Genomic DNA, 24,551 nt, shown 5'->3' on the forward strand with positions numbered 1-24,551 from the left:
CGCGCCCGCCCCCCCCCCCCCGCCCCCCCGCCGCCCCCCCCCCCCGCCCCCCCCCCGCGCCCCCCCCCCCCCCCCCCCCCCCGCCGCGCCCCCCCCCGCCCCCCCCCCCCCCCCCCCCCCGGGGGGGGCCCCCCCCCGCGGCTCTCCTTCTCAGGGAAGACTCCCGAGGTCACTCGAGGGCTTACGCTCCGACCACCACGGACAGCGACTCCCGGAACACGCCTTCCAACTCCTCGTCGAGTACCTCCGCCGGCAGCGAGTCGAAGGAGATGAAGGCGTTGAGCCTGAGCACCCGCATGAGGAAATCGCGGAGTACCCGTCTCTCCGCGTCGGGCGGGATGTCGAGCGTCTGCCAGACCCGGACGATCGCCCGCACCAGATGGGGACTGCCGCCGATCGAGGTGCGTCGGGCGTAGATCTGATCGAAGGCCGACTCGTTGAGGACGGACAGCGAGGCGTAGAGGTCCTCCCTCCCGCCGTCCTCGTCGTACAGAAGGTGTGCCCGCCACCACAACCGACCGAAGACGTGGCGTGTGACGTCGGTCCCCAGCACCCGGTCACGGTGCAGATCCGCGAATCTCCACGCGGACACGTCCGGCAGGACGACGAGGGAGAGGAAGGCCCAGAGATCACCCGCGACCGCCTCCGCCGGAACGATGCCCGAGTCCCGGTGGAGGATCGTCGCCACCTCGATGTCGAAACCCGCCGCCTGCTTCCTGCCGGGCTTGGTGGGATAGCCGCGCTCGGTGGCGCGTGCGAGCACCGCCTCGCGCAGGGAGCCGAGTCTCCGCTCGGGAAGACGGGCCCCGCCGGTGGCCGCATAGAACATGGCCGGATGGGAGAGAGCCGAGCGATCACGCAGGTACTCGACCGAACGGTGCAGATACTCCTCCCGGAGGCCGGTCGCGGCCGCGGGCAGAAGACGCGGATACAGGTAGACCATCACGTCTCCTTGGAGAAGAGGCCGACGGCGTGCTGGATCTTCGCCGAGAAGAGCGCCGGATCCGTGCGACGTGTCATGCGCAGGGAGGTGAGGGACGTACCGGGGAGGAAGGTGTGCAGAAGGCCGAGCAGCGTATGACCGAGCGTGTCCGGCTCGAACCGGGACGTATCCATCAGTTCCTCGTCCGCCACGGCCCGCTCGATCATCAGGCGGACGACGTCCTGTCGGAGGGCGGATTGGATGAGCCGTTCCGCGTACGACGCCTTCTCCGCGCGGCGAAGCGCGTTGAGCACGATCGGCGTGCCGCTGTTCACGAGAAGCACGACGGCGCCCATCGTCGCCGCCTCCAGGTTCGGACCGATGTCGAGGTACCAGGGGGCTTTCTCCGGGTAGCCGGCGCTCTTGAAGTCGACCACCGCCATGGGGAACTGCGACGCGTCGCCCTGCAGCCGCACCCCGGTCCGGTGATGCCAGAGCACGGATCCCGCACGCCGGGGGCCGGTCGGATCCGGGTTGTCCAGAGCCTTCGCGAGGACCAGCTGGGTGTCGACGGACAGCAGGCCGCCGCTGTCGCGTCCGATCACGGTGAACGAAAGCTGTGCCGAGCGGGTGCCCCCGCCATGCAGTCTGATCCGGTCGGCCAGCCGTCGAAGGCCGCTGCCGGTGGAGCTCCAGATCACGGAGAGGGCGAGCTCGGCCTCGTAGGGGAGTCCCGCCGAAGCCCTGACTGCGTCGAGGTCGACATCGACCACCGTCTCGAGGGACAGGTCTCTCTGGAAGTCCCAGTCGGGTATGAAGGCGGGCAACGGCACGGCCTCCCCGTCCTCGGACTTGAGGGACCACTCGGCCATCGTCACCGATCCGACGGCCGCCCTGCGATAGGGGTAGGCGCGATGGTTCACCGATCGCCACCCCCCGTCTCCGCCACGACCGTCAACTCGGTCATGGTGTCGGGGGCCGGCCTGACGATCAGGGACCAGACCGTGCCGTCACCGCCGACCGCATGCAACGAGGACCCGTTCGTCATGGGCCCGTTCCCCGCACGCCATCCCAACACCGTGGGGATCGACGCCCCGATGGGTGGCTCCGTCTCGACACCGCGGTCGTCGCCCAACGCGACGGCGGGACGACCGTGTACGACGCAGAAACCCGCGTCGGGCAGGGTGAATCGCTGGACGAGGACGGCTTCACCGTCGACGACGTCGTGTTCGGGGGCGCCGTCGTACAGAACGCGCCGGCGACCGGAGGGGGCGCTCGATCCTCCTCTGGGACCGGGGATCCCGCCGGGTCCGGCCGTACCCGCGGATCCCCGCCCGGTACCCGCGGCCCCTCCGGGGGACGCCGTGCCCGTGGCGAAAACTGCCTCCGCGCCCTCTCCCGCCGTACCCGCCATGAGCCCCGCCATGAGTCGGCTCATCCCCGCGAGGGAGACGCCTTCGCCCGCCTCATTCGCCACCGGGGCGGGTCCGGAAACCTCCTTCATGGCGTCGCTGATTTTGCGGAGGGCGTGCTTGGCCAGGCGATGTTCGTGCCCGCTGAGTTTGTCCACCAACCAGGCGTCGTGCGACGCGGGCTCCGCGGCCGCGAAGACCCGGTCCATGCCGGCGTCGGCGCGGAAGACCGCGGCGTAGCCCCCGCTTTCCTCGAAGAAGGGGGGTCCCTCGAGGTACTTCACCACCAGCTCGACCGGTCGCATGAGGCACGTGTGGTGAAGCCGGTCACCGATACCCGCCTCCTGCGCCACCCGCGGGGGTCTTCCCTGGGGTGAGATGAACTTCCGCATACCGAGTCGGCCCAGGACGCGTCCCAGGGACTTGTGCTCGACGAGGCGATTCATGTCGTCGTAGGCCCAGACGAACGGGCGCAGGTGGGGTACCTCCGACGGCCTGGGAACGAGAACGGCCCGGCCCTCGTGACTGGCGGAGAAGCGCATGGGCGCGTTGCCCCCTTCCGGGAGCATCTTCGGCCAAAGGTTCCAGACCATCGCGTCGACGATCCACCGCATGGCCTCGGCGTCGTCGCGTTCGCCGAAGACGGGGTCGAGGATCGCGACGGAGGTCCCGGTCTCACCGTCGGGGAGGGAGGCCAGGCCGAGACTTCCGGCGACCTCGTCCGCCTCCTCCCCGACCAGCGGCTCGACGTAACCGTGCCGGACCCTTCCCCAGAAATGGCGGCCGGTGAACGTCTTCGCACCGTCGTCGCCTTCCACGGTGTAACTCTCGTGCACCGCCCACCCGATGAGTCGGGTCTCCAACCGGTCGTCCACCCGACAGCGCGTGTGCACGACCACCGTGTGCGATGCGGAGAGGAGGTGGAACACCGCCTTTCCGAAACCATAGGTGCCACCACGACCGGTGACCTTGCTCGAGCTGCCGGTCTTGCGGACGAAAGACGCGAAATCCGACTGCCCGGGAACCGCGACGTCGGCGCGGGTGGGTCCGCCCAGTCCCCTCGTCCCCGTGTCGGTCACGGTCAGGATGCGCAGGGCGGGACGTGCCAGCGAAGCCCGAAGCTTGAGGTGTCGAAGCTGGGGTGCGCCCGCGGCGAGGAGGTCGCGCCATACCGGCGCCTCGCTGGGTCCGAGGGTGCGCAGTTCCACTCGGTAGTCCACGGGGCCGTCCCCGGTCCGCGCGTCCCAGCTGTTCTGGGCCGACTCCCTCACGAGAAGCGTCAGCGGGTCGAGCTCGGTGCCGTCGAGGTTCTTCAAGGCGCCCTCGGCCGTCCCTCCGCCGCCGGGAGCGTAGGGTTCGGACGACCAACGCGGGGATTCCACGGTCATGACGTCCGCCCCATCTCGTCAAGGAAAGCGTCCACGGCCGGATCGTCCAGCATCGGCGAGTGGACGCCCGCCAGATCCACGGTGTAGCGAACGTCCAGAAGCCCGTCGGGTACCGGCTCCCTCAGGGAAGCCGCCGTGAGACGGGGAAAGGTCCCGTCGACCTCGTACCAACGTTCCTCGACGGGTGACACGCGCAGCGCGCCTTCGTCGTCCGTCCGTCCGTTCCGGTAGCCGACACGTGCCAGGCGAAGCCACAGCTCCGACTCGTCGACGCACAATCGCGCCGCCTCCGCGGCGAGCTCGCCGACGGTCCGCCCCCGCGGGGTCCGTTCGAACCGATGCCAGGCCAACACCAGACGACCGCCCTGGGGCGCCTCCAGCTGGTCGAGTCCGTGGACGTCGAAAGTCCTGCGCTCCGACGTCGTGTGGGTGCTCTTCATCTCTACGGCGTGGAGACCGTCGGAGAAGTCGTGCCGTCCGCCCTCGGGGCCGGTCCACCACCTCACGGCGCCCGGGTCCTTGTCGAGCAGGCGGAGCAGGACCGACAACTCGCCGGCGAGGCCGATCTCCTGCGCCTCGGTGAGCGTGCGGGGCACGCCGCTGAAGAGCTGGCGCCAGCGGTTCACCACCGCCAGCGTCGTGCGGTAAGGCTGCCGTCCGTCCGCCTCCAGGGCCACGAGGACGTCGGCGCACAGACCCGTGAAGACGTCGTCGAGATCCCTCCGGGTGCAGACGACGTCTGCGAAACGGCCGTAGGTCTCGTCGTCCTCCAGCGCCCGCTCCGTGACGCGGAGTGTTCCGCCGATCCTTCCGGTGGGGATCCGCCGGCGTCCCCGGAGGGGGATCAACAGGTGGCGCAACGAGTTACCGTCGGTCGCCGCGGAGACCGGCCCGTGCTCGGTGACGACGGGAAGCGGGGAAGTCCTGAGAGCGGCTCCGGGGCCGAGCGGGGTCAGGTCCAACTCGGCCCAGTGCCGATCGAGCACGCGCCGCAGATCGGCGCCCCCGCTCAACTGTCGTCCTCCTCGAAGAGCAACGACAGGTCCTCCTCATCGTCGTCCTGTACGCGGGACAGGTCGGCGCTGTAGTACTCCACCTCGCTGTCTTCCCCCCGAGGCATCGGGAAGACCAGACCGACGCCGATGACGTGGTCGACGGCGTCGAGCGGGGCACGACTCTTGCGGTTCGTCGGTGAAGGCGACAGGGCGTCGATCGGGTAGAGGGTCAACAGCGCGGTGTCCGGTGCCTGCTCACGTCTGGCGTTCTTGAGCGCCTCCTCGTTGATCTCCGTCAGCGCACCGAGGTCGAGGTCGACGCCGGCGTCGCGACGGCTCATCAGGGTCTTGATGTCGGCGGCGTCGCTCCCGCTCTCGCCTAGCTTCGCTCGGATGACGCGGTCGACGGCGAGCCCGGGGGCGAACTCGTACCGCTTGTCCGGGTCGCCGCTGAGCGGATTGCCGATGATCGCCACGTTCCAACGCTTGAGCGCGCCACCGCCCCCGGATCGCACCCGGCGCTCGACGTAGCTGCGCAACAGATCCGCGTCACACTCCAGCGACTTGCCGTGGAAGCGGTATTCGTCGAGGAAGTCCAGAACGATGTCGTAGGGCACACCTCGGAGGATGTGGCGACCCTGCGTCCCTCTGTCCTCGTGCCGGGCTCCCGCCAGTCGCAGGGAGCGGTCGACGAGATCGTGGGCGGCCTGTCGGTTGGCCTGCAACCACTCGGCGTCCCGCGTACGGAAGTAACGGGTCTGCACCCGCTGCCCTCCGTACGCCGCGCTCGCCTTGACCGCGTCCCGCATCTTGCCCGCAGCCGTGATGCGGAGCGACGGGTGGGTTCGCATGCGGACGGCGAAGGTCCTGGGCGTCTTGTCCTCGACCATGTACACATCGATGTCCCGACGCATCTCCGACTCGACGGTGGCGATGTGCCGGAACCAGTCGCGCATCCCGTCCGTCATCCAGATGCGCGGCAGGTCCGCGTACCCTTCGCGGAATCCGAACCAACGGCCCATCTGCAGCAGCGAGTCGTACGTCGTGGCGTTTCGCACGAAGTAGCTGACGGCGAGCCCTTCGAGGGTCAGGCCACGCGACAGGGTGTTGCCGCCCACGGCGATGGCGACGACCGGACCGGCCTCGTAGTCCAGTCGCTTCACGCTCTTCGAGTTGTCCAGAATGATGCGGCAGTCGTCCACCACACCGGCCAGCAACGGCAGGAGGGCGTCGAAGGGGACGGGCGTCTCTCCGAGATCCGGCTCGTTACCGGGGACGCGGGCGACCTCGGCCTCCCAAAGCCGCCTCAACTCATCGAGAAGCTCCCCGTCGGCGGTCTCGAGATACCCGGCCGTCCGCTTGCGGAACGCCTCCAAGGGCCCTTCGAAACTCTCATGGACCAGGGTGCTGACACTGGTGTGGATCAGCATCGTGGAGTGGGGCACGCCCGTTCCGCGCACCCGTCGGGCGGCGGTGACGAGCCAGAAGTACAGAACGGCCGTCCTCAAGGCACCGCTGATTTCGGGTACGAATCCCTCGATCTCATCGCGCCCCGGTCGAACGAGGGGCACCTCCTCGTCGGGGATCGTGCGGATCATGTCGTACCCGTCCGGTACTTCCTGCGGGTCCTCACCGTCCAACGCATCCCGCCCGAAGAGCACTTCGGTTCCGAAGTGCCCCCGCGGTTTCGGCAGGTTGACGACGAAGTCCTCCGGATAGAGGTCCTTGGCGGCGGGGTCGATCAACAGGTTGGCGAAGGGCGTGGCGGTGTAACCGACGTATCCCCCACGGGGGAACAGGTCGATGATCTCCCGAATCAGAGGGTTGGTGCTGCGTGAGGCGACACTCGCCTGGTCGGCCTCGTCGTCGATGATCAGTGTCGGGCAATTACGCAGGTAGTCGGGCGCCTTCTCCAACCACGCCTTGAGCTTCCGCAGTCTGGGCACGTTCTTCTTGACCACGCAGAGGACGTGCTGCTGGCTCTTGTCACCGAAGAAGGCGGCCGGGTTGCCTGCGGGAGGTTCGAAGTCTCCGACGCGTCCGGTGAGTGTGTGCCATTGGTCTATCACCGGCTCCACCAGCTGCCGCTCGAGGCGGAGCTGGGTCTGCAGCCGTAGACCGTTGTGGATGCCAGCGAGGACGATGAAGAACTTGTATCCGGCGTCCGCCGCCTTCGCGACGAGCGCAGTGAAGTTGCTGGTCTTACCCGACTGCACATACCCGACCACCAATCCCCTGGTCGAGAAGGCGCTCTCCAACGGGTGGTCGAGCATGGAGACGACCTTCGTGGACGCGGAGTCGAGGTCGCGCAGGCTGCCCTCGTTCCAGGACTGCTTCGCCAACAGACTCTTGAGGGCGGGCCAGCACCTATCGTCCTCCTGAGGACCTACATACCAGGTCTCACGGTTGTTCCGGACGACGGAACCCGGTTCCCGCTTCTCGCGGATGGCGATCGTCTCCTGCTGATGACGCTCCGCGATGCGCTTGGCGAGCTCGTCGGACATGCCGAAGAGCTTGATCGTCGCCAGCGCCTGTTCAGGCGTGTGCGTCTTGATGAGGCGCTTGAACGCCTCGTATTGATCCTCGAACTCCTGCAAGCCCCCACCCCTCGGATCCACGGCGTTCCGCGATCGGGAGATGGTCTACGGTCCGGCCGCCGCACGAAGGGCGTCGGTGCCGCGCCCCTGTCGGTCGCGGACGTCAAGTCGGCCGGGGGCGCGCCACCTCCTCACCCTCCCCAGGTGTAGAACAGCGGCTGCAGCCCCGACTTCGGTGTCCAGTGAAACAACTCTATATCCGGCCCCGCCCAGTGTTGGGGCCGGATGGGAGATGTTCCCCGCACTGGAGTCTCCGAACGTTCTGCCCATGGCTAGTCAGGCGGCGGCTGCCGTCAGCCTGCGTCGCGGTTTCCTCGGGCGGGGGGTTCTCACCGTGCTCCGCGTTTGCATGTCTCTCTGAGCAGCGAGTAGCAGCGGGGCTAGGTGTTCGGCGATGGCGCGTCCTAGCCCGACGGGCACGGCATTGCCGATCTGCCGTGCGATGTCGCTCCTGCTGCCACACCACTGGAAGGTCTCCGGGAAGCCCTGCAGCCTGGCCGCCTCGAGGTGCGTGATGGGGCGATGTAGCCAGGGGTGCAGGTAGCGACCTTTCTCTGGCTTAAAAAATTCCGTACGGATGGTGACCGATGGCTTGTCCCGGTGAAGCCGCCCCATAACGTCCGCGGAGCCGCTCGTGTGCTTCTTCCAGCAAGGCGCAAGTAGTTCGAATGGAATATCGAACCGGTTTCCACCCTCGGGAATGGACCTGTAGCGTGCCATCGAGATCGGCTTTATGCCGTTTCGACGCAGGTGTAGCTCGTCCATGGAAAAAGGGCCAGCGATTTCGCGTCCGTTCGCGGTCACGCGCCGGGAGGGGAGCTCGCGGGAGAGCTTGCGCAGCACGAGGTCGGAGATCGTCTGCCATACGGTGCTCTCGGGGCCGGTCGACGGCGCGGGGATAAGTGCGGCCTGCAGCTCCATGTCCGTCAGATCGTTGATCAGGCGGGTTGAGCCGACATCGACCCGTAGATCCTTACGGATCCCGACGGCGATCGTACGGAAGCGTCGCTGAGGCACACCGTATTCTGCAGCATTAAGGAGATCGTCATAGATTAGGTAATCGGAGAGAATGCCACCATCGCGGGTTTCTTCGAGTAGAAGGCTGAACTCCGGCGAGCTCCTGAAGGCGTCGACGTTTTCCATGACGAAGGCCATCGGCCGGACGGTCGAGACCACTTTCAAGTAATGACGCCAAAGCTGGTTGCGTGCATCGTTCGGATCCTGATTGCCAAGCCTGGAAAAGCCCTGGCAGGGAGGGCCGCCCAACACGATGTCGGCCTCAGGGAGGCCCCCGGGTCTGTCGACCCACGCCGCAATGTCTCCCTGGTGGATGTGCGCCCCGAACTTCTCGGCGAAGTTCACCGTATAGGTCGCCGCCGCTGCTCGATCAAGCTCGACAGCGGCGACGGGGCGGTACACCGTACGGCCGCCGTGTCTCGCATCCACGAAGCCCTGGGTCAGCCCGCCGCAGCCCGCGAAGAGGTCGATCGTCCTTAGCGGAGGGAGAGCGGTATCGCCGCCGGCCTCTTCTCCGGTGGCGCCGACTTCGGGTTGTGGTTGGCTCATTGGCGCACTGTAGCCGGCCAGCCGGCCCGAAGGCAATTTTGTGACTATACAGCTCCGCAACGTTTCGCGCCGGCCCTCATCAGGTCCATTCAGACGGCTCCATCCGGATACACGACCGCTTACGCTCGAGGAGTGGACCTTGGACCCCCTGCGAGCGGATCATTGGCCGGCCGCGGTGGCCGGCGGCGTAGCTCACCGGAGCGCCCACCCTCCCGTGCTTGGCGCCCGAGGGCCGGAATGACCAGAAACGACCGTGCACGTGAACAGGACCGGGCCGCTGGTGGCCACACAAAGCGGCTAGTAGGCACCGAAGTCGGCAAAGTGCCCGCCACGGTCGTGCTGGCCCCGTCCCGGAGGACGGGACGCGTCCTCGCCAGACTCGAGTGGATGAGCGCTGGACGTCGGCGTCGACACGTCCTCGGTGAGCTCGACCATGGGACCCGGAGTGCGAATCTCCGCGCTGCCTGGCGTCTAGCCGACGAAGCCGGACTCCTCGTAGAGGAAGAGACAAGAGACTCGTGGGCGTCCTCGAAGGGCACCCAGGCTTCTATGCGTTCCAACCGGGGACGCGACACCAAGCCCGAGCTAAGGCTCCGCTCCTTGCTACACCGGGAGGGGCGGCGCTTCAGGGTGAATGCCAGGCCAGTGGCCACATTGCGTCGGACCGCGGACGTGGTCTTCTCTAAGGACAAAGTCGCGGTGTTCGTGGACGGCTGTTTCTGGCACGGGTGTACCACCCATAGAAATATTCCGGCGACTAACAGGGACTTCTGGGCCCCGAAGATCGAGGGCAACAAAAACCGCGACAGGGAGACAGACAAACTTCTGGTGGAACACGGTTGGTTTGTGGTCCGAGTCTGGGAGCACACTCCGATCGACGATGCGGCGGAGCTCGTGCGACAGGGGTTGGACGAGGCGAAGGCGCACCGTGCCCCCCGTGTGCTCAGAGCAGACGTCCGTTGAGCAGGTCTTCTACGGCATCTGCCTCCCGTCGCAGCACGATCCGCCCGTCTCCCTCGCTGTAGGCGAGGAGTCGGGCGCCGGGAGCTAGACCGGCCTCTACGAGGATTCCCATGGGGAGTTCCACGGAGCCGTCCTCACGCACCACGACCTCGGCTGGTTCTCGGATCATTCCATTAGGATCGCATGCCGATCACCGATCCGTCATTCGCTGTGAAGAGCAGTCCGCATCAAACCAAGCCGCAGCTATCCAGGGGCCTAGAGCCTTACGTCACCTGGGCCGTCGGACTTCCGGGAGAACATCGTCCAGCAATCCCCTCACATCGCTTCCGCCCAGGACCAGCTGTCGATCAAGTAGTCGGTTTCCAGTCTCACAGGAGGTCTCGCTCACCAGGGAGCAGCCGTGACAGGCCGAGAGGTTCAACTGCGAGGCTCCTTGCCGGTCGCTCTCGATGCAGACCGGGTCGTTGGAACAGAAGTCCGCGTCGTCCAGGGCGGCTACCAAGAGCGGGATCAACTTCTTGGGCTCCCCAAGCCTGACGAGGCCGCCGAGGGTTCCCTGAGCGTCCCCCGCCGCGGTGTAGATCAGGATCCCGGCGGTCTTGTCCGTTCGGTCGGAGTTTGCGTAAATCCGCTCCTGTAGAGCGGCGGAGGCATAGCCGCTTGCGAACGCCAGCCGCCGGATGAGCAGGTGCGCCAACGTGTGCAGGGCGATGTACCTGGGTTCCGGCAAGTCGAGGCGGTTAGCCCAGGGGGAGTCGGCCCTACGCTCCTTGAGGATGCCGGCGCGCGCCTGCACTTCCGGTTGTGCCTCCCATTCGGCGAGCTTCCGCTCGTCGAACCGCAGGAAGATCCCCTCCCCGAACAGCTCGATCGCCGGGTAGGTGGGCCAACGCCGCTGGTCCGGACCCAAATCGGCACTGATCATCGCCGCTTCCGCGTCATGGCGCCGGAACCCTCGTAGAGCACGGACCTCCCGGACCCTGCGCACCTGCCCGATACCACTGATCTTGTCGAGCAGGCTCTGCGGTCCTGCGACGTCCTCGAGGCTTCGTCCGTCGACGACGAAGTCGCTTCCCGAGCCGTCGCGCCCACCGCCCAGCTTCTTCAGGAACGCCGCCCACTCACCGTCCTTGAGATCGAGCAGCATCTCCTCCGGCGCGGTCTCCTCCCCCGCCGCCACGGCGAGGACGCTTTCCGGCGTCACTCCGAGATCGTCGGCGATCCACTCCGCCACCTGCTCCGACAGGGGTCCGCCGTTGTCCGTCACCACTTTCTCGAAGAACACGTGCCCGCGGATCTTGTCGGCCGCTTCCGCGGACTGCGGACGTTCTTCCGGTATGTCGAGAGCCGAGATCCTCTCCGCCATGTAGTTGCCCGTGGCACCGCGCTGCACGGCGACCAACTCGTACGGGCAGGGCTTCTTGACGGAGTCCTCCGGCTCCCAGGGCTGCCGCCCCGCACAACGAATCCCGTCCCGATGCAGAGCCCCCTTCGTCACGAGTTCCGCAAGCCTGCGCTCGTTACCGCATCCGTAGCACTTCACCACCAGCGCCGCGAGACCTTCGCCACGGGTGGCCAGCTTGTGGAACCTGAGCGACTTGTAGTCACGGCAGAAGCGGACGCTGTCGTTCAGACTCGCCGCGCGTCCACGATGTGCCCATTTGAACCAGTTGACGTCCTGGGCGTGGCTGCCCTTCTCACAGACGGCGACGTACCGCATCGGCACGAGCGCGCCGCCGCACTCGCAGGTGTTGCTCCACTTCCCCTTCTTCTTCCCTGTCAGCTTCGAGAGCTTGTCGCAGCGCTCGCAGAACCGCCAAGCCGGAAAGCGCCAGTACGGCAGCGCGGGTGTGTCCTTGCCTGCGCGGCCCGCATGCTCCGGCGGTTGCCTCAGGACGCCGGCACCGAGGCGTGCCATCAGACGGTCACAGCTGATCTCATGGGCGAATCTCTTGTCCCACCAGGACGTGTCCGGCGCCATGAGCGACTCGCCTCGGACGTCGACGATCGCTCCCACACCGAGCGGCGAGATCGTCTCTGAGAGGCGCAGGTCATGCCTGATCTTCTCCACGGTGCACCTCCTCCTGCGGCTCCTGAACCTCGACCGCCACGTTGGGCTCCACGGACCTCATCGAGTCTCCGACGAGCCACCCTTCGCCGGGCTGACCGAACCTCTTCAACAGAGCTGCTTGATCTTTATTCGTACGCTGGTAGTAGAGAGGCTCGTCCGCCTCGCGTGCCTGTGCCGCCCGCCGGTCCCAGTCCCTCAGAAGACTCCACACCGCAGAGCGCGTCTCCGTCGCTTCGAGACCGTCGGCGCGCGTCACGTAGCCGAGGAACCTGTCGACGAGCCGATCAACCGCTTCGCGGATCCTGTCGTCCTGGAGGTCGAGCCGACCCGCCGCGTCCTTCGGGGCGAGTACCGCGAACGACTGCCTCAGCAGCGCCACGAGTGCGCCGGCGAGCGACCGGTCGCGTGAGGCCAACGACCACGGCGTGACGCTCGTAGGCTCCACGCTCCGATAAAGAGCCTCGTGGTAGCCGCGGAAGGTCTCGAAGTGCGACCGGTCACGGGCCCTGCTCGACCGGAACAGCGTGACGACGACGCCCTTCGTGTCTCCACGCCCGACCCGACTGGTGGCCTGGATGTACTCGGCCGTGGTCTTCGGCTGCCCCACCATGAGCATCAGCGCGAGCCTCGGAATGTCGATACCCACGGAGAGCATGTTCGACGAGAGGACCACGTCGACTGCCTCCGACGATTCGTCGGCCCTGATCCGGAGTGCACGAAGATCGTTCGGCAGCTCCTCGGCTCCGCGGCGGCTCGTCAGTTCCAGGACCTTCCCCGCCCTGATGGGTCGCAGCGGGAAGCCGAGCCTCTCGGCGCGGGGCTCCAGGCGGCCGTTGACGTCGTCGACGACCAGCGTTCCGGTACGCCCGAGCTCGCGGAGACTGTTGTGGTACATGACCAGCGTCCAGTAAGCATCCCGTGGCGCGGCAGGCGGAGTGCGAGCGGCGAGCGCCTCCGGCATCTCCACCATGGGGGTGACGGCGGCGATGACGGCCGACGGCTGCGAGACCGACTGCGGCATCAGACCGACGTAGAGACGCCCTTCTCCGCTCTCCACGGGGCGGGAGAAAAAGGTCCGGTCGTCGTCGAGTCCCGGCGGCGGGTACAGGGCGACCTTTCGCCCGTACAGTCCTTCCACCTGCTCCTCGGACGCGCGGATGGTGGCCGTCGAAGCCACGATCTTGGGGCTGGGTCCCGACCGGCTTAGCAGGAGCTGGATCACTGCGTCGAAGACGGCGACGGTGGTTCCGAGCGGCCCCGAAAGCAGGTGCAGCTCGTCCTGGATGATCAGGGACGGCTGCTTGAAGGTGGTCCCGAGACCGAGCAGCCTGCCGGCTTCCGGCTTGAACTGTAGACGTGCGAACTTGTCGACGGTGGCCAGCAGGATCGTGGGCGGTTCCTCGTACAGCACCTCGTCGACGACCGCGAGCGGAAGCTCGGCGGCGAACTCGCACGATTCATCGACGCAATGGAGTACGACGTCCGAGCCCACCAGCCGCATGCCATAGTCCTGCGGTTTGTCGCTCCTGAGTTTCGGCACCATCGGCGTCAAACACCACGGGCAGCTTTCGACCTGGAACTCGTTCGCCTCTTCCGGACGTGCGGCCTTCTGAAGACGCTTGAGCGCGTCACGCGCCTCTCCACGCGTACCGGGGGTGACTTCGTTGCCTACCCACAGGCCGATCGAGAAGGGCGCCATCCCCTTCGCCCGGCCGTCCGTGGCCCGCAGCCTCTCCATCGCGCAGACCAACGCCGCGGCCCGCTGGAATTGTTGGGAGGTCAGGAGCCGCAAGGTGTAGCGGGTGATGACGGCGGTCCCCCCACCGGCCATACCGTGGGCGAGCCGTCGACGGAAGACCTCGATCGCGGAGAGACCCAGGTACGCCTCGGTCTTACCGCCACCCGTCGGGAACCAGATGAGGTCGACGAGATCCCGATCCTCGTGCCTCTCGTCGACGGTTGAAGCCAACGATATGAGGAGAAACCCGAGTTGGAACGGGCGCCACTGCGGTTCCGGCACCTGGTCTTCCGGCTCTCCACGGTTGATCGCCCCCTGCCGCATCTGAAGGCGCATGGCGGCCATACCGAGTGAGAAAGCCGTTCGAATGTGTTGCCGTTCCGATGCCCGGAGGAGGTCGACGCCCTTCCTCATCCGGCCGACCGCGTCCTGCGAACGTGCGGCGATTCGGGCGGCCACGGTCCTGTCGTCACCGAACGCTTCTGCCCGTTCCATCTGCCGGGAAGCCCAGCCGGCGAACGCCTCGACGAAGGCGTCCAGCGATCGAAGGACCGCTTCGGGGTCCTCGTCTATCTGCTGGAGGTGATTCAACTCCAAGGCCCCGGCCTCGGCCGTCCCCTCATCGAACCCCGTCGTCTCGACGGCGGGCACCACGAAGGCCGGTACGGGATCAAGGAAGATCTTGGTACAACGGCCCGCCGTGAACTCCCAGTCCGCGGCCATTCCGTGCCCGACCGCGTAGACCTTGCGGTTGCGGTACCGCAGACGCAGTTCGGCTGCTTCCGGGTCGGCGTCGAACGAACGCGTCGTGTCGTACTCGAGGATCTCCGCACCGGCGGAGGGAGTGACGGTCAGGTGAACCTGGAACAGCATCCCGGGGATGTCGAGTCGGTCGTCCCCGGTGGATTCGGTTAGGACCCGTACGTGGACAGTGACCAACGAGTCATCCCGGAAATGGCGCCAACGCGAGCCGATCTCCACCTTGACACCGCCCACGGACAGGCGCTCGGGCCCTTTCTGCCGCCGGAGCTCAAGACCGGCGACGGAGAAGGGGGTACGCCGCCATCTGGGCGGCCCGTCCCCCTCGACGACGGCGTACGTGCCGCACGAGAAGTCGACGACGACGGAGTCGCCATTAGTGACGAAGGAGATCGCGACAGACGAGGGCCTCCAGTCCTCGGCCAGAGGGACCCCGGCGCCGTTCTCCTCCACCTCGCCGTCGGGGACGTCGGCGGAGACGTCTTCGTCCGTGTCGCCGCCGTGAGTCCTGCAAGCCCCGACCTCGACCGGGAACAGCATGCCGACGGCGTACTGCCGGTGAGGCAGGTTCGCCGTGACCTCCTCGTCCCCTGCCTCGGGCCCCACGTAGGAGGCTCGAAGGTGTCGCAGGGCCTCCTTCTGGGCCACTGTGAGGTTCACTTGCCGACCTGCTTTCGAAGAAGATCCTGGAGTTGCTTCTTGTCCTCTTTGGACGCGACCACGTGGAGCGTGACCCGTGCCCTCGTGACGGCCACGTAGAACGCGGCCAGTCCCCGATCGTCGTATTCCCGGGGCAGACCGCAGACGATGACGTGCTCTGCTTCTAGTCCCTTGGCGAACCGCGGGTTCGTCACGAGAAACCCGGCCTCGCTCCTTCGAGGCTCGGCGTCCTCCGAGACGTTGATGATCCAGATCTCCTGGCGACGGGCACCGTTCGCGACGAGGTCCCGGGCCACGGCTTCGGCCGCGGCGACGTCGGCCGTCCCGTCGGACCACCGCCATTCCACTCGGTCACCGTGGACGATGCCCGGGTCCCCGACGTCGGCGCCGAGGTACTCCTGCACTACGTGGACGATCGCTCGGGTGTTGCGAACGTTCCGGTCCAGGTCGTACTGGAGTGCCTCCTGCTGGATCAGCTCGCAGACATCCGGGTCGAATTCGCCGTCGACGCGCGCCTGGTTGTTGGGGTCGAGGAACATCCTCCACCGACCGCCTTCGCGACCTCCGCGGATCACGGAGTCCAGTGCATCCATGCCCTCGGCGTTCATGAGGTCCTGTGCCTCGTCGACGAAGACGACGTCGTACTGCTTGTCACCGGACAGGTCTGCGAACGGAAGGAGATCGATGTCTCTGCCCTCAATCCGCGGACCGAAGAAGTCGACTAGGGCGGGCGAGTGAAAGGTGATGAGGACCGACTTCCCCTCGCCCGCCTCCTGCTTCGCGCCTTCCGCCAGCACCAGGGACTTTCCGGTGCCCGCACCTCCAAAGACGAGCATCCTCGGGTTCCGGGAGAGCGCGGCCAGGACCCGTGCCTGCCCCTCGGTCGCCCGGTTCTGCTCCTCTATGACGGCACCCCGCTGTGCGTCGATGACGGGCATCCGCGTGAACTCGCCGAAGAGGCGCGCCCGCAGAGTCTCGGGCCGAGCGATCCTGACCCCGAAGGGTGCGGTCCTGGCTTCGCCGGCGACCTTCTCGAAGGCTTCCGTCATCGCTGCGATGCTCATCTGGTCCTTGGCCCACCAGTGGCTCCCCTTCCACTCGACCGCAGCGGGAGGGGCGTCGATGTCGGGGGTGAGGGCGACGGCCTCGGTCGCGAACCAACCGACGCCTTCCTCCTGAAGGATGTCGCGCAACGCGTACATCGCCGACTGCGCCTGGTCCATCGGGGACTCGCGCAGCTTCTTCCAGTCACCGTGGCGGTCGATGGAGTACCAGACGCCGTCGTACTTCCGGACGCCCCCGCCCTTGACCTCGATGATGACGACGACGCCGTCCCAGAGCACGACGAAGTCCGCTTCCCCCTGCTGCTTGACCGCGTGACTCCGCAGCTTCACGGAGTGGAAGGCGACCGCGTCGTGGGGGCCGTCGATCGCCCGCAGCAGTCGGGCCACCCGCCGTTCGGCGTTGCTGGTGGTCGCCGTCTCGACGTCGGCGAGGTCCGGTACGAGGATCATGCTCCCTGCTTTCGCCAGAGGTCTTCGTAGGCGCGGTATCCGAGGAAGTCGTTGACCGCCCCGAAGTTGTCGGCGACGTCCACGATGAGGCACTCCGGCTTGCCGCCGTTCGCGGGGCCGCGCAGACCGCGGCCGGCCATCTGGATGTACGCGCTGGGGCTGAACGTCGGCCTCGCGATGTACAGGGCCCGGACACCCGGCGCGTCGAAGCCCTGGATCAACAGGTCGCAGTTGGCCAGGACCCGGATCTCCCCCTTCTTGAACTTCTCGATGACGTCACGGCGCGCCTGCCGTCCGGTCTGGCCGCTGACCGCCTCGGCCGCGACCTGCCGGTAACGAAGCGTCGCAGCGAGGACCTGGGCGGACAGGACGTTCGGCGTGAACACGAGGATCGGCCATTCTGGGTCTCGGCGAAGAATGTCCTCCACGAGAATGCGCATGCGGGCCTGGTCCCGACCGATGCGGTCGAGAACCTTGGGCTCGAGCTTGCGCCACGACTGCACCTGCTCGAGTTCGTCCGGCTTCAGCGCGACGTCCACGCCCTCCAACACCTCGTGTCGGACCCGCGCGAGGACTCCCCTCGTCGACAGCTCCTCGTAGGCGTTACCTCCGAAGGCCCTCATGATGTGGTGGCCGAAGCGGGCCGCCAGCTCCTCCGTCGGCTTGGTGACGACGTCGCTCTTCCCCTTGAACGGGGTCGCCGAGACGCCCACCAGGGGCCGCTCCCAGCTACGACCGTCGACTCCGAGCCACCTGAGGATCTTCGTGTACATCTTCGACCCACCCGCCCGGTGCGCCTCGTCGATGAACACCGCGGACGCACGACTGAGCCACTCGTAATCGGGGGTGTCGGCCACCCGGTCGAGCTTCGCGTCGGTGGCCACGATCACGCTGAACTCGGTGTCGGGTTCGTGGACGACGTTGGTGTTCCAGAGCCGACCGATCGTCAACGGACGCTCGTCGCCGAGCCAGCGCCAGACGGTGTCGAACGTCTGCACTGCCTGCTCGCAGAGCTCCTCCGACTGCGCGATCCAGAGCACGGTCCCACTCATGTCGCCGTCGACGAAGAGCCGCAATACGGTCTCGGTGGCGACGCGGGTCTTCCCTGCTCCCGTCGGAAGCTCCACCATGCCCTTGCGCGCGCGACCGTCCGCTTCCCGAGACGTCAGAACCTCCTTTAGTTCCCGGCTGATCTCCTTCTGGAAGTCGTGCAGGGGGTTGAGCTTCACTGCACCGGGCACGACGAACTCCTCGTCCTGGTGCCGACTGCGACGCCCGGCGTACTGCGTGCCAAACCCCATCTTCCGGAGCCAGGCGACGGTCGACGCTCCACCCGCCCACGTCGTGGGAACGTCCGTGTATCCCTCGGCGCTGAACTGATCTTTGAGGAATCTGATCGAGTCGCTGCCGTAGACGGTCAGGAAGAGCTCCGCGACGGACGTGGAGTCGTCCACCAGGCCCTGGCCCTCGAGTGCCTGCCAGAGCCCCTTCGGCAGGATCTCCTTCAGCGTGTCGTCACCGAAGAAGATCTCCAGACGGTCCGCGTCACTGGATGCGGCTCGGGCAGCTTGCCGCTGTGTCTCCAGACGTTGGTCGGCACGGGCTCGGAGGATGTCGCTCAGCTCGGCGTTCGACAGGCGCAAGTCGAACGCTCCGTTGACGATCTGCAGAACGCGCTCTTCGTCGAGGTCCGCACGGACCACGAGGGTCAACCCCTCGAGATGCCACTCGAGCGTCTGGTCCTCGACGCCGTCCTCGGTGGTCACGCGCTTCGTGATCTGGACGGCCTTCGCCACGGTCGCGTTCACGACCTTGTCCTCGACGAACGTCGAACGCAGCCCGGTGTACAAGTCGATGACGCGCTCTTCGCCCTGCTGGCCGTCGATCAGCAGCGAGAAGGAGAAGCTGTCCTGGAACCGGCGGCATCCGACTGCTTCGACGAGCAGCTCTGCTTCGTCCGGGTCCGCCCTGAGGTACGGCTTTTGCCTCATGCTGAGGAACGCGCGTTCCTCCTCCGTCGTCGCCAAGTACACCGCGTCGGGCCGCCTCGTCTCGATGACGCGTCCCACCCTGGCGGGGATGAGTGCCGGACGCCCCTCCGGGAACGCGATCCTGCCGGCGGTGAGGACGAACCCCGTCAACGCTCCGTTCTTGATCGGCGTGGTGACCTCCGCCTGGAGCGCTTCGCGCATGACTTCCGCCGGAACCTCGTCCAGTTCCTTCGGCAGCGCCAGAGCGTCTTCGACGTGGCGCGGTCCGCGGAAGAGAGGCAGCAGGGCCTCGTACTCGACGAGCGACGCGGAGACAACGTGGCCGGGAGCCCGGTAGCCGCGGGTCGACTTCATCAGCCCGGCCCGGTTCACCGCCCATCGAACGGGGGAGGCGACTCGGTGGGTGAGCCCCGTGTCGACGTCCGTACAGAGCCAGTGGCCCGCCTCGTCAAGCCTGAGCAACCGCTCCGTCCAGTGCTCGCGGATGCCCTCGGGCGCCTCCGCCTCCTTCAGCATGAGGAGCGCCGAGAACGGACCCGGACCGTCGCCCTTGTCGAACTCGACCTGCTCGACAGGACGCTCCCCGGGCCCAAGCCTCCGGTTAAGCTCGTCCAGTACGTACTGGCAGTAGTCCTCGAAGTAGACCTCGTCCTCGACCGAGTAAGAAGCCACCGGTTCGGTGATCACGCCTGCAGCATGGGCGAGCTGTGGAACGCACTTCGTTCGGTCCAACGCCCGATCGGGGATGACGTCACTGAGGCCGTCGATGTCCAGCACGTACTCGGGCGACGCCCAGCCGCCGTCGCGTGTCGGAACCTTGAGGGCACCCGTCTTGTTGCCCGCCACAACCTTCTGTGCCTGCGCCATGGGCACGTCGACGGCCGCGTCCCAGAACTTCGGGAGCTCGTCTTCCTCCGACTCAGGCGACAACTTGGCCATCCTGGCCTCGAACATCGCGAGCGGATCCAGATCCCGGAATCCCCTGTCACCGAGCTTCTTCTCGACGCCAGGAACGGCGAGGAAGTCCGGATCGACGAAGCACGATCCTTCGACGTCGATGTCCTCCACGCGATGGAGGAAGACCTGGCCGCGGTCCTTGATGGCCTTCATGCCGTCGGTCGTGGGTATGACCTTCGCGGAGCCGATGCTGTCGACCCGGGGATTCCGCAGCACGAAGTCGAACGCCTTCGCGGCAGAAGCAGTGTCGTCCCCCTCCGCCCACTCGCGTAGCCACGACAGAACGCCCCTCTTGCGTATCTTCTCCAACGCCTTCGCCTCGTCCCTGGGCCGCGAGTCGGCGAAAGCCGAGGAGACGCTGCAGACGTAGAGCGTCCGCAGACGGGTCGTACGCTGATTGCTGGCGTAGCAACGCCAGTGCGGCACGTCGTCACTCGTGTGAGGTGACTTGATCCACTCTTCGTGGTCGCGCTCGGACGCTTCGCTGACGCCGAAGTCAAGAGGACGGAGCTCCGGCGGCGTGCGCAGTGCACCGTTCGCGTCGGGGATCAGAGCCCTCTCGCATCCGAGCTGCGGGACGTGAGCACAGAGGATCTCGTCCCCGAATGAGTGGGTCTCACGACCACGAGCCGGCATGTAGTCCAGATGCGCCGCCGGATCGTCGGCGGACGAGAGGTTCGGCAGCATGTCGAGGAACATCCCGGAAAGAGTCACGAGGATCTCTCGGTTGTAGATGTTTTCGAGCAGCGTGGTGCGGTCGTCGTTGACGCTCCAGGGGGCGTTGAAGAGTGCGGACGCCGACGTCCTGTCCTGGAGCGGGAAGTACGACCAGAACTCGCCCGTCCTCAGCTGGGCGAAACGCGCTGGCATGGCGACCGTGACCTTCATCCGATCACGCGAAACCGCTTCACCGACCTCTGTCCGAGCCTCGGGGCTTGGCGCGTGCATCCGGTTCTCGACGTACCACTCGCCGTGGTCGCCGTCAGGACGCTCGATCCGGAACCTACCGTCACCGAGATCACGCGACACATGGCTCGTCACGAAGTCCGCGTCGCCGCCGACGACTCGGAGGCGGACCTCGCGCACCGAGTTGACGAAGAGGAGGAACTCCGAGCGGAATTCCTCGATCTCCTTCCTGAGGTTCTCCAGCCTCGACGCGTGCGGCAGTTTGACGATCGTCACCGCCCACTCCGCCAGCTCGGCCAGGGTCGGGTCCTCGGCGAACTCGGCATCGGCATCGATCCGAGTCAAAGTCCTCAGGACCGGGAGCCTCTTGGACGCAGGAGCGATCGCCGCGATCGTCGCCTTCGCTTTGGCGGAGTTGAACTCGAAGGCTATCGATCGACTGAACACCTGCGGAGCGTCGGTAACCGCGAGTACCGACTTGAATCCGAGCCCGAACCGCCCGATCTCGTCGCCCCTCTTACCGCTGAGGTGCGCGTGGGCAAGCGCGGTGAGACCACTTCGCGAGAACGGACGGCCGGCGTTCGCGCAGTACAGGGCCTGCCGGTCGAGGTCGAGGACGATCTCGACCCGTCCGGCTCCCTCCTCGTGCTCGGCGGCCCCCGACATCGCGTCGGCCGCGTTCTGCACCAGCTCCAACAGCGTGCGGTTCGAGTAACCGCCGACTCGGATGGACTCCTCCTGATTGGCGTGCTCCGCAATCAGGTTCGAGTTCGCACGATACGAGTTGATCGCCCGCTCGAAGAGATCGTCGACCTCGCGAACAAGCCGCTCGTCGGGGACCCACTCGGCACGATTCGTCGCCACGCCTACATCGCCCCCGCTGCTGAGACCGCAACGCACCACTGCCAAAGCCGCACCTGCATGGCTCCTGAAACGTCGATCATCATGTCCATCGACGATGTGTCACGCGCCACACCGTCGACCTGCCACGGACTGTAGACGCATCCACTGACAGACCGCCCAGTTATCACTAGATCGATCTCCGAGGCAGGGGGATACGAACCTACGCGAAACCTCCACAACTTGTAAGGTGCAGGTACATCACGGGTCGGTGTCAACGGTCACTCAGCGAGAGCCGGGATGCCGCTGGCTCGGTGGCACATGAGGCTGGATCAAGTGGGACGGCTTGCCGCACGGTCGCGGGTGTGACGGTGCTCGCGCCAGCGGGAGACAGGACCGTCCTGGGAGCCGTTTGGGAGCCGACCCGCTCCCTAAGCCCTTCCATGCGGTGTAAGAGCCAAGCGATCCCTAGACGAGCATCTACCGGCGCAGAGAAATGGGATTGAGGGCCGGGGAAGACGGCGAGGACCTCTGTCAGTCCCTGCGCGTAGCGTGGGGCCGGCCCGACCCGAGAACAGGAGCAGGAATGTTCGACCGAGACGTCAACTTCCCGCGCGCTGTCGCCAGCTATGACACCGAAGGTGTGGACGCGGCAATCGACTGGTGCTGCGAGCGTATGGAAGAGGGCGACAGGCTCACCGTCTGGACCAGCCTCAAGACCAACTTGCAGAACTGCTCCGTGTTGGAACAGCTCGTGGCCCGGCACTCCAACGTGGAGCACGTTACCGGCAGGGGTGGCGGGTCTGTCCGCGGAAACGGGCCAGTGCTGATGGCCTGGCCGGACATGACGGACATCGGCGAACTGGTTCAGTACGGCGGCAACCGCATCCGAGCGCTTTGCGTGATCACGTGGAACGAAGACGAGATCAGGCCGTGGGTAACAGCCGTCAGGCCGGCAATCCTTGGCGACGACTCGGCGTGGGAGGAGCTGACACCGGCACTGGACCCCATCGTCGTCGAAGCGCTGAAGGGCTTGACGCTGACCGTCAACCACAACAACACGATCTCGGCCGGTTACGAGAAGGACATGGTCGTGAGCAGTCTCCTGGCACTGCACGACGCCGGTATCCCGATGGATGGGGAAGCCATGCAGGGGTGGGCTCTCGCGCATGGGTGGTCGGGCAAAAACCCGGAACGCCTTGCCCAGTATGTGGAGAACATCAACGCAGGCAAGCGCCCACGATGCCGCCGCATTCTCCGTCGAGACTACATTGACGACCTTCGACGCCGCGCCACGGACAACGCATAGGCCCGCGGAACCTCCCGTCCGTGACAGGGCGCTCCCCCGCCCTGGGAGCCATCGGGGAGCCAACTCGCTCCCCGAACCCCTTCCCGGCCATGCGACACCAACCGAGCCCACCCCTACGACCTGCGGAAATGCCATTGAGGCTGGCAGTCTCCCCAACCGAACCTCATTCGGGACGAAGAGGTCGTGGGTTCAAATCCCGCCACCCCGACAGTGAAGTACCAGGTCAGGGGCCTGATCCGCTCAGCGGGTCGGGCCCTTGAGTGGTTGTGCAGGGCGTTTTGGGAGCCGTTTGGGAGCCGACATCGGAGTCCGGCTCCCGGGCGGCTCCCATTCCGTTCCCACCGAGACAGCACCCGGCAGATCACGGAGAGACCCATGGAGATACGGACGCGTGAGGTGTGCCACAGCGCACATGGCACTGGCACTGGCACTGGCACTGGCACGGATGACATATGGCCATGGTGTACGCCGTTCTTCTGCCCTTCGCCACCATTCCCCGTCCTCAGGTCTCGCGGGCAACGAGGAGCCCATGCCTGCTACCAGGCGAGGTGAGCGCCAGGCCCTGGCCTGGGACGTGCCTGGCAGAATCGGCTGTGTTCCACGGAGGACGTCACAATCACCGACCGAGTAGAAGGCGGTGATCCGGTTCAGGATCCCCCGAAGCGACGGATCATCGGTTTTTTCAGCCACACGGAGTGATGATCTCCCAGTCCTTTGCGGGGTCCCCGGTTAGAAGGTACTCGCTCAGATACATGTCTGTGTCCTCGTGAAGGTCGTCCTCCAGGTCCCAGACGGACTCGCACTCGGGGCAGAGGAAGAACCTCTGGCCCGTGTCCTTGCGCTCGTAACAGCGCACCCAGTCCTGGCCGCAGTGCGCGCAGGCGACCTTGTCCATCAGTTCCAGCTCCTCGGGAAGGCCGTGATCACTTCGTTGCCTTGTCCTCGAACTCGGGGAGCAGGTGCTCCTCGATGTGGCGCTTGTAGTTCTGCATGGTCGAGGCGGCCAGGTCCTGGGCCTCGTACCAGCGGTTCGCGTACTCGCCGAAGGTCTCCTGGCCGAGGGCCGGGTCGCGCCAGTCGGCGCGACGGTACTTGTTTTCGGCCTCAGCCGCTGCCCGTTGGGCCTCGCCCTTGGTGGCGAACCGGATCGCCTTGCCGTTCTCGTCGACGACCGTGTTGTGCTTGCCGGGCGCGACCTTGTACCGGCCGCGCCAGTAGTTTCCACGCTTCTCCGCGAAACCCAAGTTCCGCTGTCCCCCTCTTGGTTGTCCTCGGCTACGGCAGGTTCGATCGGATCACACGACAGTGCCGTACTGCTGCTGTCGACGCGGCGGGCGGGTCCGTAGGCGGGTCGTCGGAGCAACGGCAGGGCGGCGAGGTTGCGCGGAGCCGGTCTGCGTACCGGGCTCGGAGAGCGGCTCGGTCGCCCGTGCGGGTGTCTGCGCGGGCTGGGCCGGCCGCTGCTCGTAGAGGCGGATGATCTCGGCGAGGTGCTCGGCGGTGAAGCGGTAGGCACGACCGACCCGGGTGTGCGGTATCAGGCGCCGTCGCGCTCGAGCTGGACCAACAACCAGGTCCTGCGGGTCATGCTCAACACCATCGGCGGCCCGACGAACGGCGCCAAGCGCAACGACTCCATCGGCTATGGCATCGTGCGTCCGCGTATCGCCCTGCAGACCCCCGGTGACCCGGGACCGGCCGATGTCTACCCTCTGCCGGACTTTTCAGCTGCATCCTCCGCGTCGCCCTCTCCCGGCACCGCCGGTTCCGGTTCCAAGGACCCTGCCTCGCAGGCGAAGGATGACAAGACGGCGGCCGAAGTTTCCTCCGACAAGGGCGGTGCCGCCACTCTGTGGGTCGCACTGGGCATCGGAGCTGCGGTACTCATCGGCGGAGTTGTCGCCGCCATTGCTACCGGGAAGCGTCACCGAGAAGCGTGAGTGCGGTTGCTAGCCTGGCAGGC

At 66.5% G+C, this 24,551-nt stretch carries 15 protein-coding genes and 2 pseudogenes; 3 read left to right on the forward strand and 14 right to left on the reverse strand.

The window, feature by feature from the left end:
- Nucleotides 1–181: 181 nt before the first annotated feature.
- The 6 genes from ACGFZN_RS08525 to ACGFZN_RS08550 form a co-directional block, all read right to left on the reverse strand.
- Nucleotides 182–943: a DUF6339 family protein gene (locus ACGFZN_RS08525; RefSeq protein ID WP_393857725.1), complete on the reverse strand. Its 762-nt coding sequence runs from the start codon at nt 941–943 to the stop codon at nt 182–184.
- Entirely contained in the window at nt 943–1,845 is a 903-nt protein-coding gene (locus ACGFZN_RS08530; protein WP_393857726.1) for a hypothetical protein, read from the reverse strand. The genes ACGFZN_RS08525 and ACGFZN_RS08530 overlap by 1 nt, the downstream gene beginning before the upstream one ends.
- Nucleotides 1,842–3,722 carry a hypothetical protein gene (locus ACGFZN_RS08535; protein ID WP_393857727.1) on the reverse strand — a complete coding sequence of 627 codons (1,881 nt, stop codon included), beginning with the start codon at nt 3,720–3,722 and terminating at the stop codon, nt 1,842–1,844. Before ACGFZN_RS08535 ends, ACGFZN_RS08530 begins: the two co-directional genes overlap by 4 nt.
- Nucleotides 3,719–4,735 carry a PD-(D/E)XK motif protein gene (locus tag ACGFZN_RS08540; protein ID WP_393857728.1) on the reverse strand — a complete coding sequence of 339 codons (1,017 nt, stop codon included), beginning with the start codon at nt 4,733–4,735 and terminating at the stop codon, nt 3,719–3,721. The genes ACGFZN_RS08535 and ACGFZN_RS08540 overlap by 4 nt, the downstream gene beginning before the upstream one ends.
- Entirely contained in the window at nt 4,732–7,314 is a 2,583-nt protein-coding gene (locus ACGFZN_RS08545) for a Z1 domain-containing protein (protein ID WP_393857729.1), read from the reverse strand. The genes ACGFZN_RS08540 and ACGFZN_RS08545 overlap by 4 nt, the downstream gene beginning before the upstream one ends.
- 276 nt (nt 7,315–7,590) lie before the next feature.
- Complete coding sequence (locus tag ACGFZN_RS08550; RefSeq protein WP_393857730.1) at nt 7,591–8,880, reverse strand: DNA cytosine methyltransferase; 1,290 nt, start codon at nt 8,878–8,880, stop codon at nt 7,591–7,593.
- Between the two features lie 387 nt (nt 8,881–9,267).
- On the opposite strand from ACGFZN_RS08550, the gene ACGFZN_RS08555 reads away from it, so the two are divergent.
- Nucleotides 9,268–9,843: a very short patch repair endonuclease gene (locus ACGFZN_RS08555; protein WP_393857731.1), complete on the forward strand. Its 576-nt coding sequence runs from the start codon at nt 9,268–9,270 to the stop codon at nt 9,841–9,843.
- Here the strand turns inward: ACGFZN_RS08555 and ACGFZN_RS08560 are convergent.
- The 5 genes from ACGFZN_RS08560 to ACGFZN_RS08580 all read right to left on the reverse strand — a co-directional run bounded on the left by ACGFZN_RS08560 (nt 9,824) and on the right by ACGFZN_RS08580 (nt 21,303).
- On the reverse strand, nt 9,824–10,012 hold the full coding sequence (locus tag ACGFZN_RS08560; RefSeq protein ID WP_393857732.1) for a hypothetical protein: 189 nt from the start codon (nt 10,010–10,012) through the stop codon (nt 9,824–9,826). The two genes, ACGFZN_RS08555 and ACGFZN_RS08560, sit on opposite strands and share 20 nt — an antisense overlap.
- Before the next feature lie 99 nt (nt 10,013–10,111).
- Nucleotides 10,112–11,914, reverse strand: coding sequence for a DrmB family protein (gene drmB / locus ACGFZN_RS08565; protein ID WP_393857733.1), 1,803 nt, complete (start codon nt 11,912–11,914; stop codon nt 10,112–10,114).
- The gene (locus ACGFZN_RS08570) at nt 11,895–15,071 is read right to left on the reverse strand and encodes a helicase-related protein (RefSeq protein ID WP_393857734.1); all 3,177 of its coding nucleotides are present in this window, start codon (nt 15,069–15,071) and stop codon (nt 11,895–11,897) included. The genes drmB and ACGFZN_RS08570 overlap by 20 nt, the downstream gene beginning before the upstream one ends.
- A complete protein-coding gene (locus tag ACGFZN_RS08575; RefSeq protein ID WP_393857735.1) occupies nt 15,068–16,585 on the reverse strand; it encodes an NERD domain-containing protein in 1,518 nt (505 codons plus the stop codon). Before ACGFZN_RS08575 ends, ACGFZN_RS08570 begins: the two co-directional genes overlap by 4 nt.
- Nucleotides 16,582–21,303 carry a DEAD/DEAH box helicase gene (locus tag ACGFZN_RS08580; RefSeq protein ID WP_393857736.1) on the reverse strand — a complete coding sequence of 1,574 codons (4,722 nt, stop codon included), beginning with the start codon at nt 21,301–21,303 and terminating at the stop codon, nt 16,582–16,584. The genes ACGFZN_RS08575 and ACGFZN_RS08580 overlap by 4 nt, the downstream gene beginning before the upstream one ends.
- A gap of 562 nt (nt 21,304–21,865) precedes the next feature.
- Here ACGFZN_RS08580 and ACGFZN_RS08585 point away from each other — a divergent pair.
- Entirely contained in the window at nt 21,866–22,588 is a 723-nt protein-coding gene (locus tag ACGFZN_RS08585; RefSeq protein WP_393857737.1) for a hypothetical protein, read from the forward strand.
- Between the two features lie 682 nt (nt 22,589–23,270).
- Here ACGFZN_RS08585 and ACGFZN_RS08590 read toward each other — a convergent pair.
- The 3 genes and pseudogenes from ACGFZN_RS08590 to ACGFZN_RS08600 all read right to left on the reverse strand — a co-directional run.
- Complete coding sequence (locus ACGFZN_RS08590; RefSeq protein WP_351550857.1) at nt 23,271–23,483, reverse strand: hypothetical protein; 213 nt, start codon at nt 23,481–23,483, stop codon at nt 23,271–23,273.
- Nucleotides 23,484–23,520: 37 nt separating this feature from the next.
- Nucleotides 23,521–23,832, reverse strand: a pseudogene (locus ACGFZN_RS08595) (LacI family transcriptional regulator); the annotation flags it as partial.
- Nucleotides 23,833–23,883: 51 nt separating this feature from the next.
- Nucleotides 23,884–24,144 (reverse strand): annotated as a pseudogene (locus tag ACGFZN_RS08600) (DNA-binding protein); the annotation flags it as partial.
- On the opposite strand from ACGFZN_RS08600, the gene ACGFZN_RS08605 reads away from it, so the two are divergent.
- Nucleotides 24,079–24,528, forward strand: a complete 450-nt coding sequence (locus ACGFZN_RS08605; protein WP_393857738.1) for a hypothetical protein — start codon at nt 24,079–24,081, stop codon at nt 24,526–24,528. The pseudogene ACGFZN_RS08600 and the gene ACGFZN_RS08605 sit on opposite strands and share 66 nt — an antisense overlap.
- The last annotated feature ends 23 nt before the right edge of the window (nt 24,529–24,551 follow it).

The sequence above is a fragment of the Streptomyces sp. NPDC048192 genome (assembly GCF_043202415.1).
Taxonomy (GTDB): Bacteria; Actinomycetota; Actinomycetes; order Streptomycetales; family Streptomycetaceae; genus Streptomyces.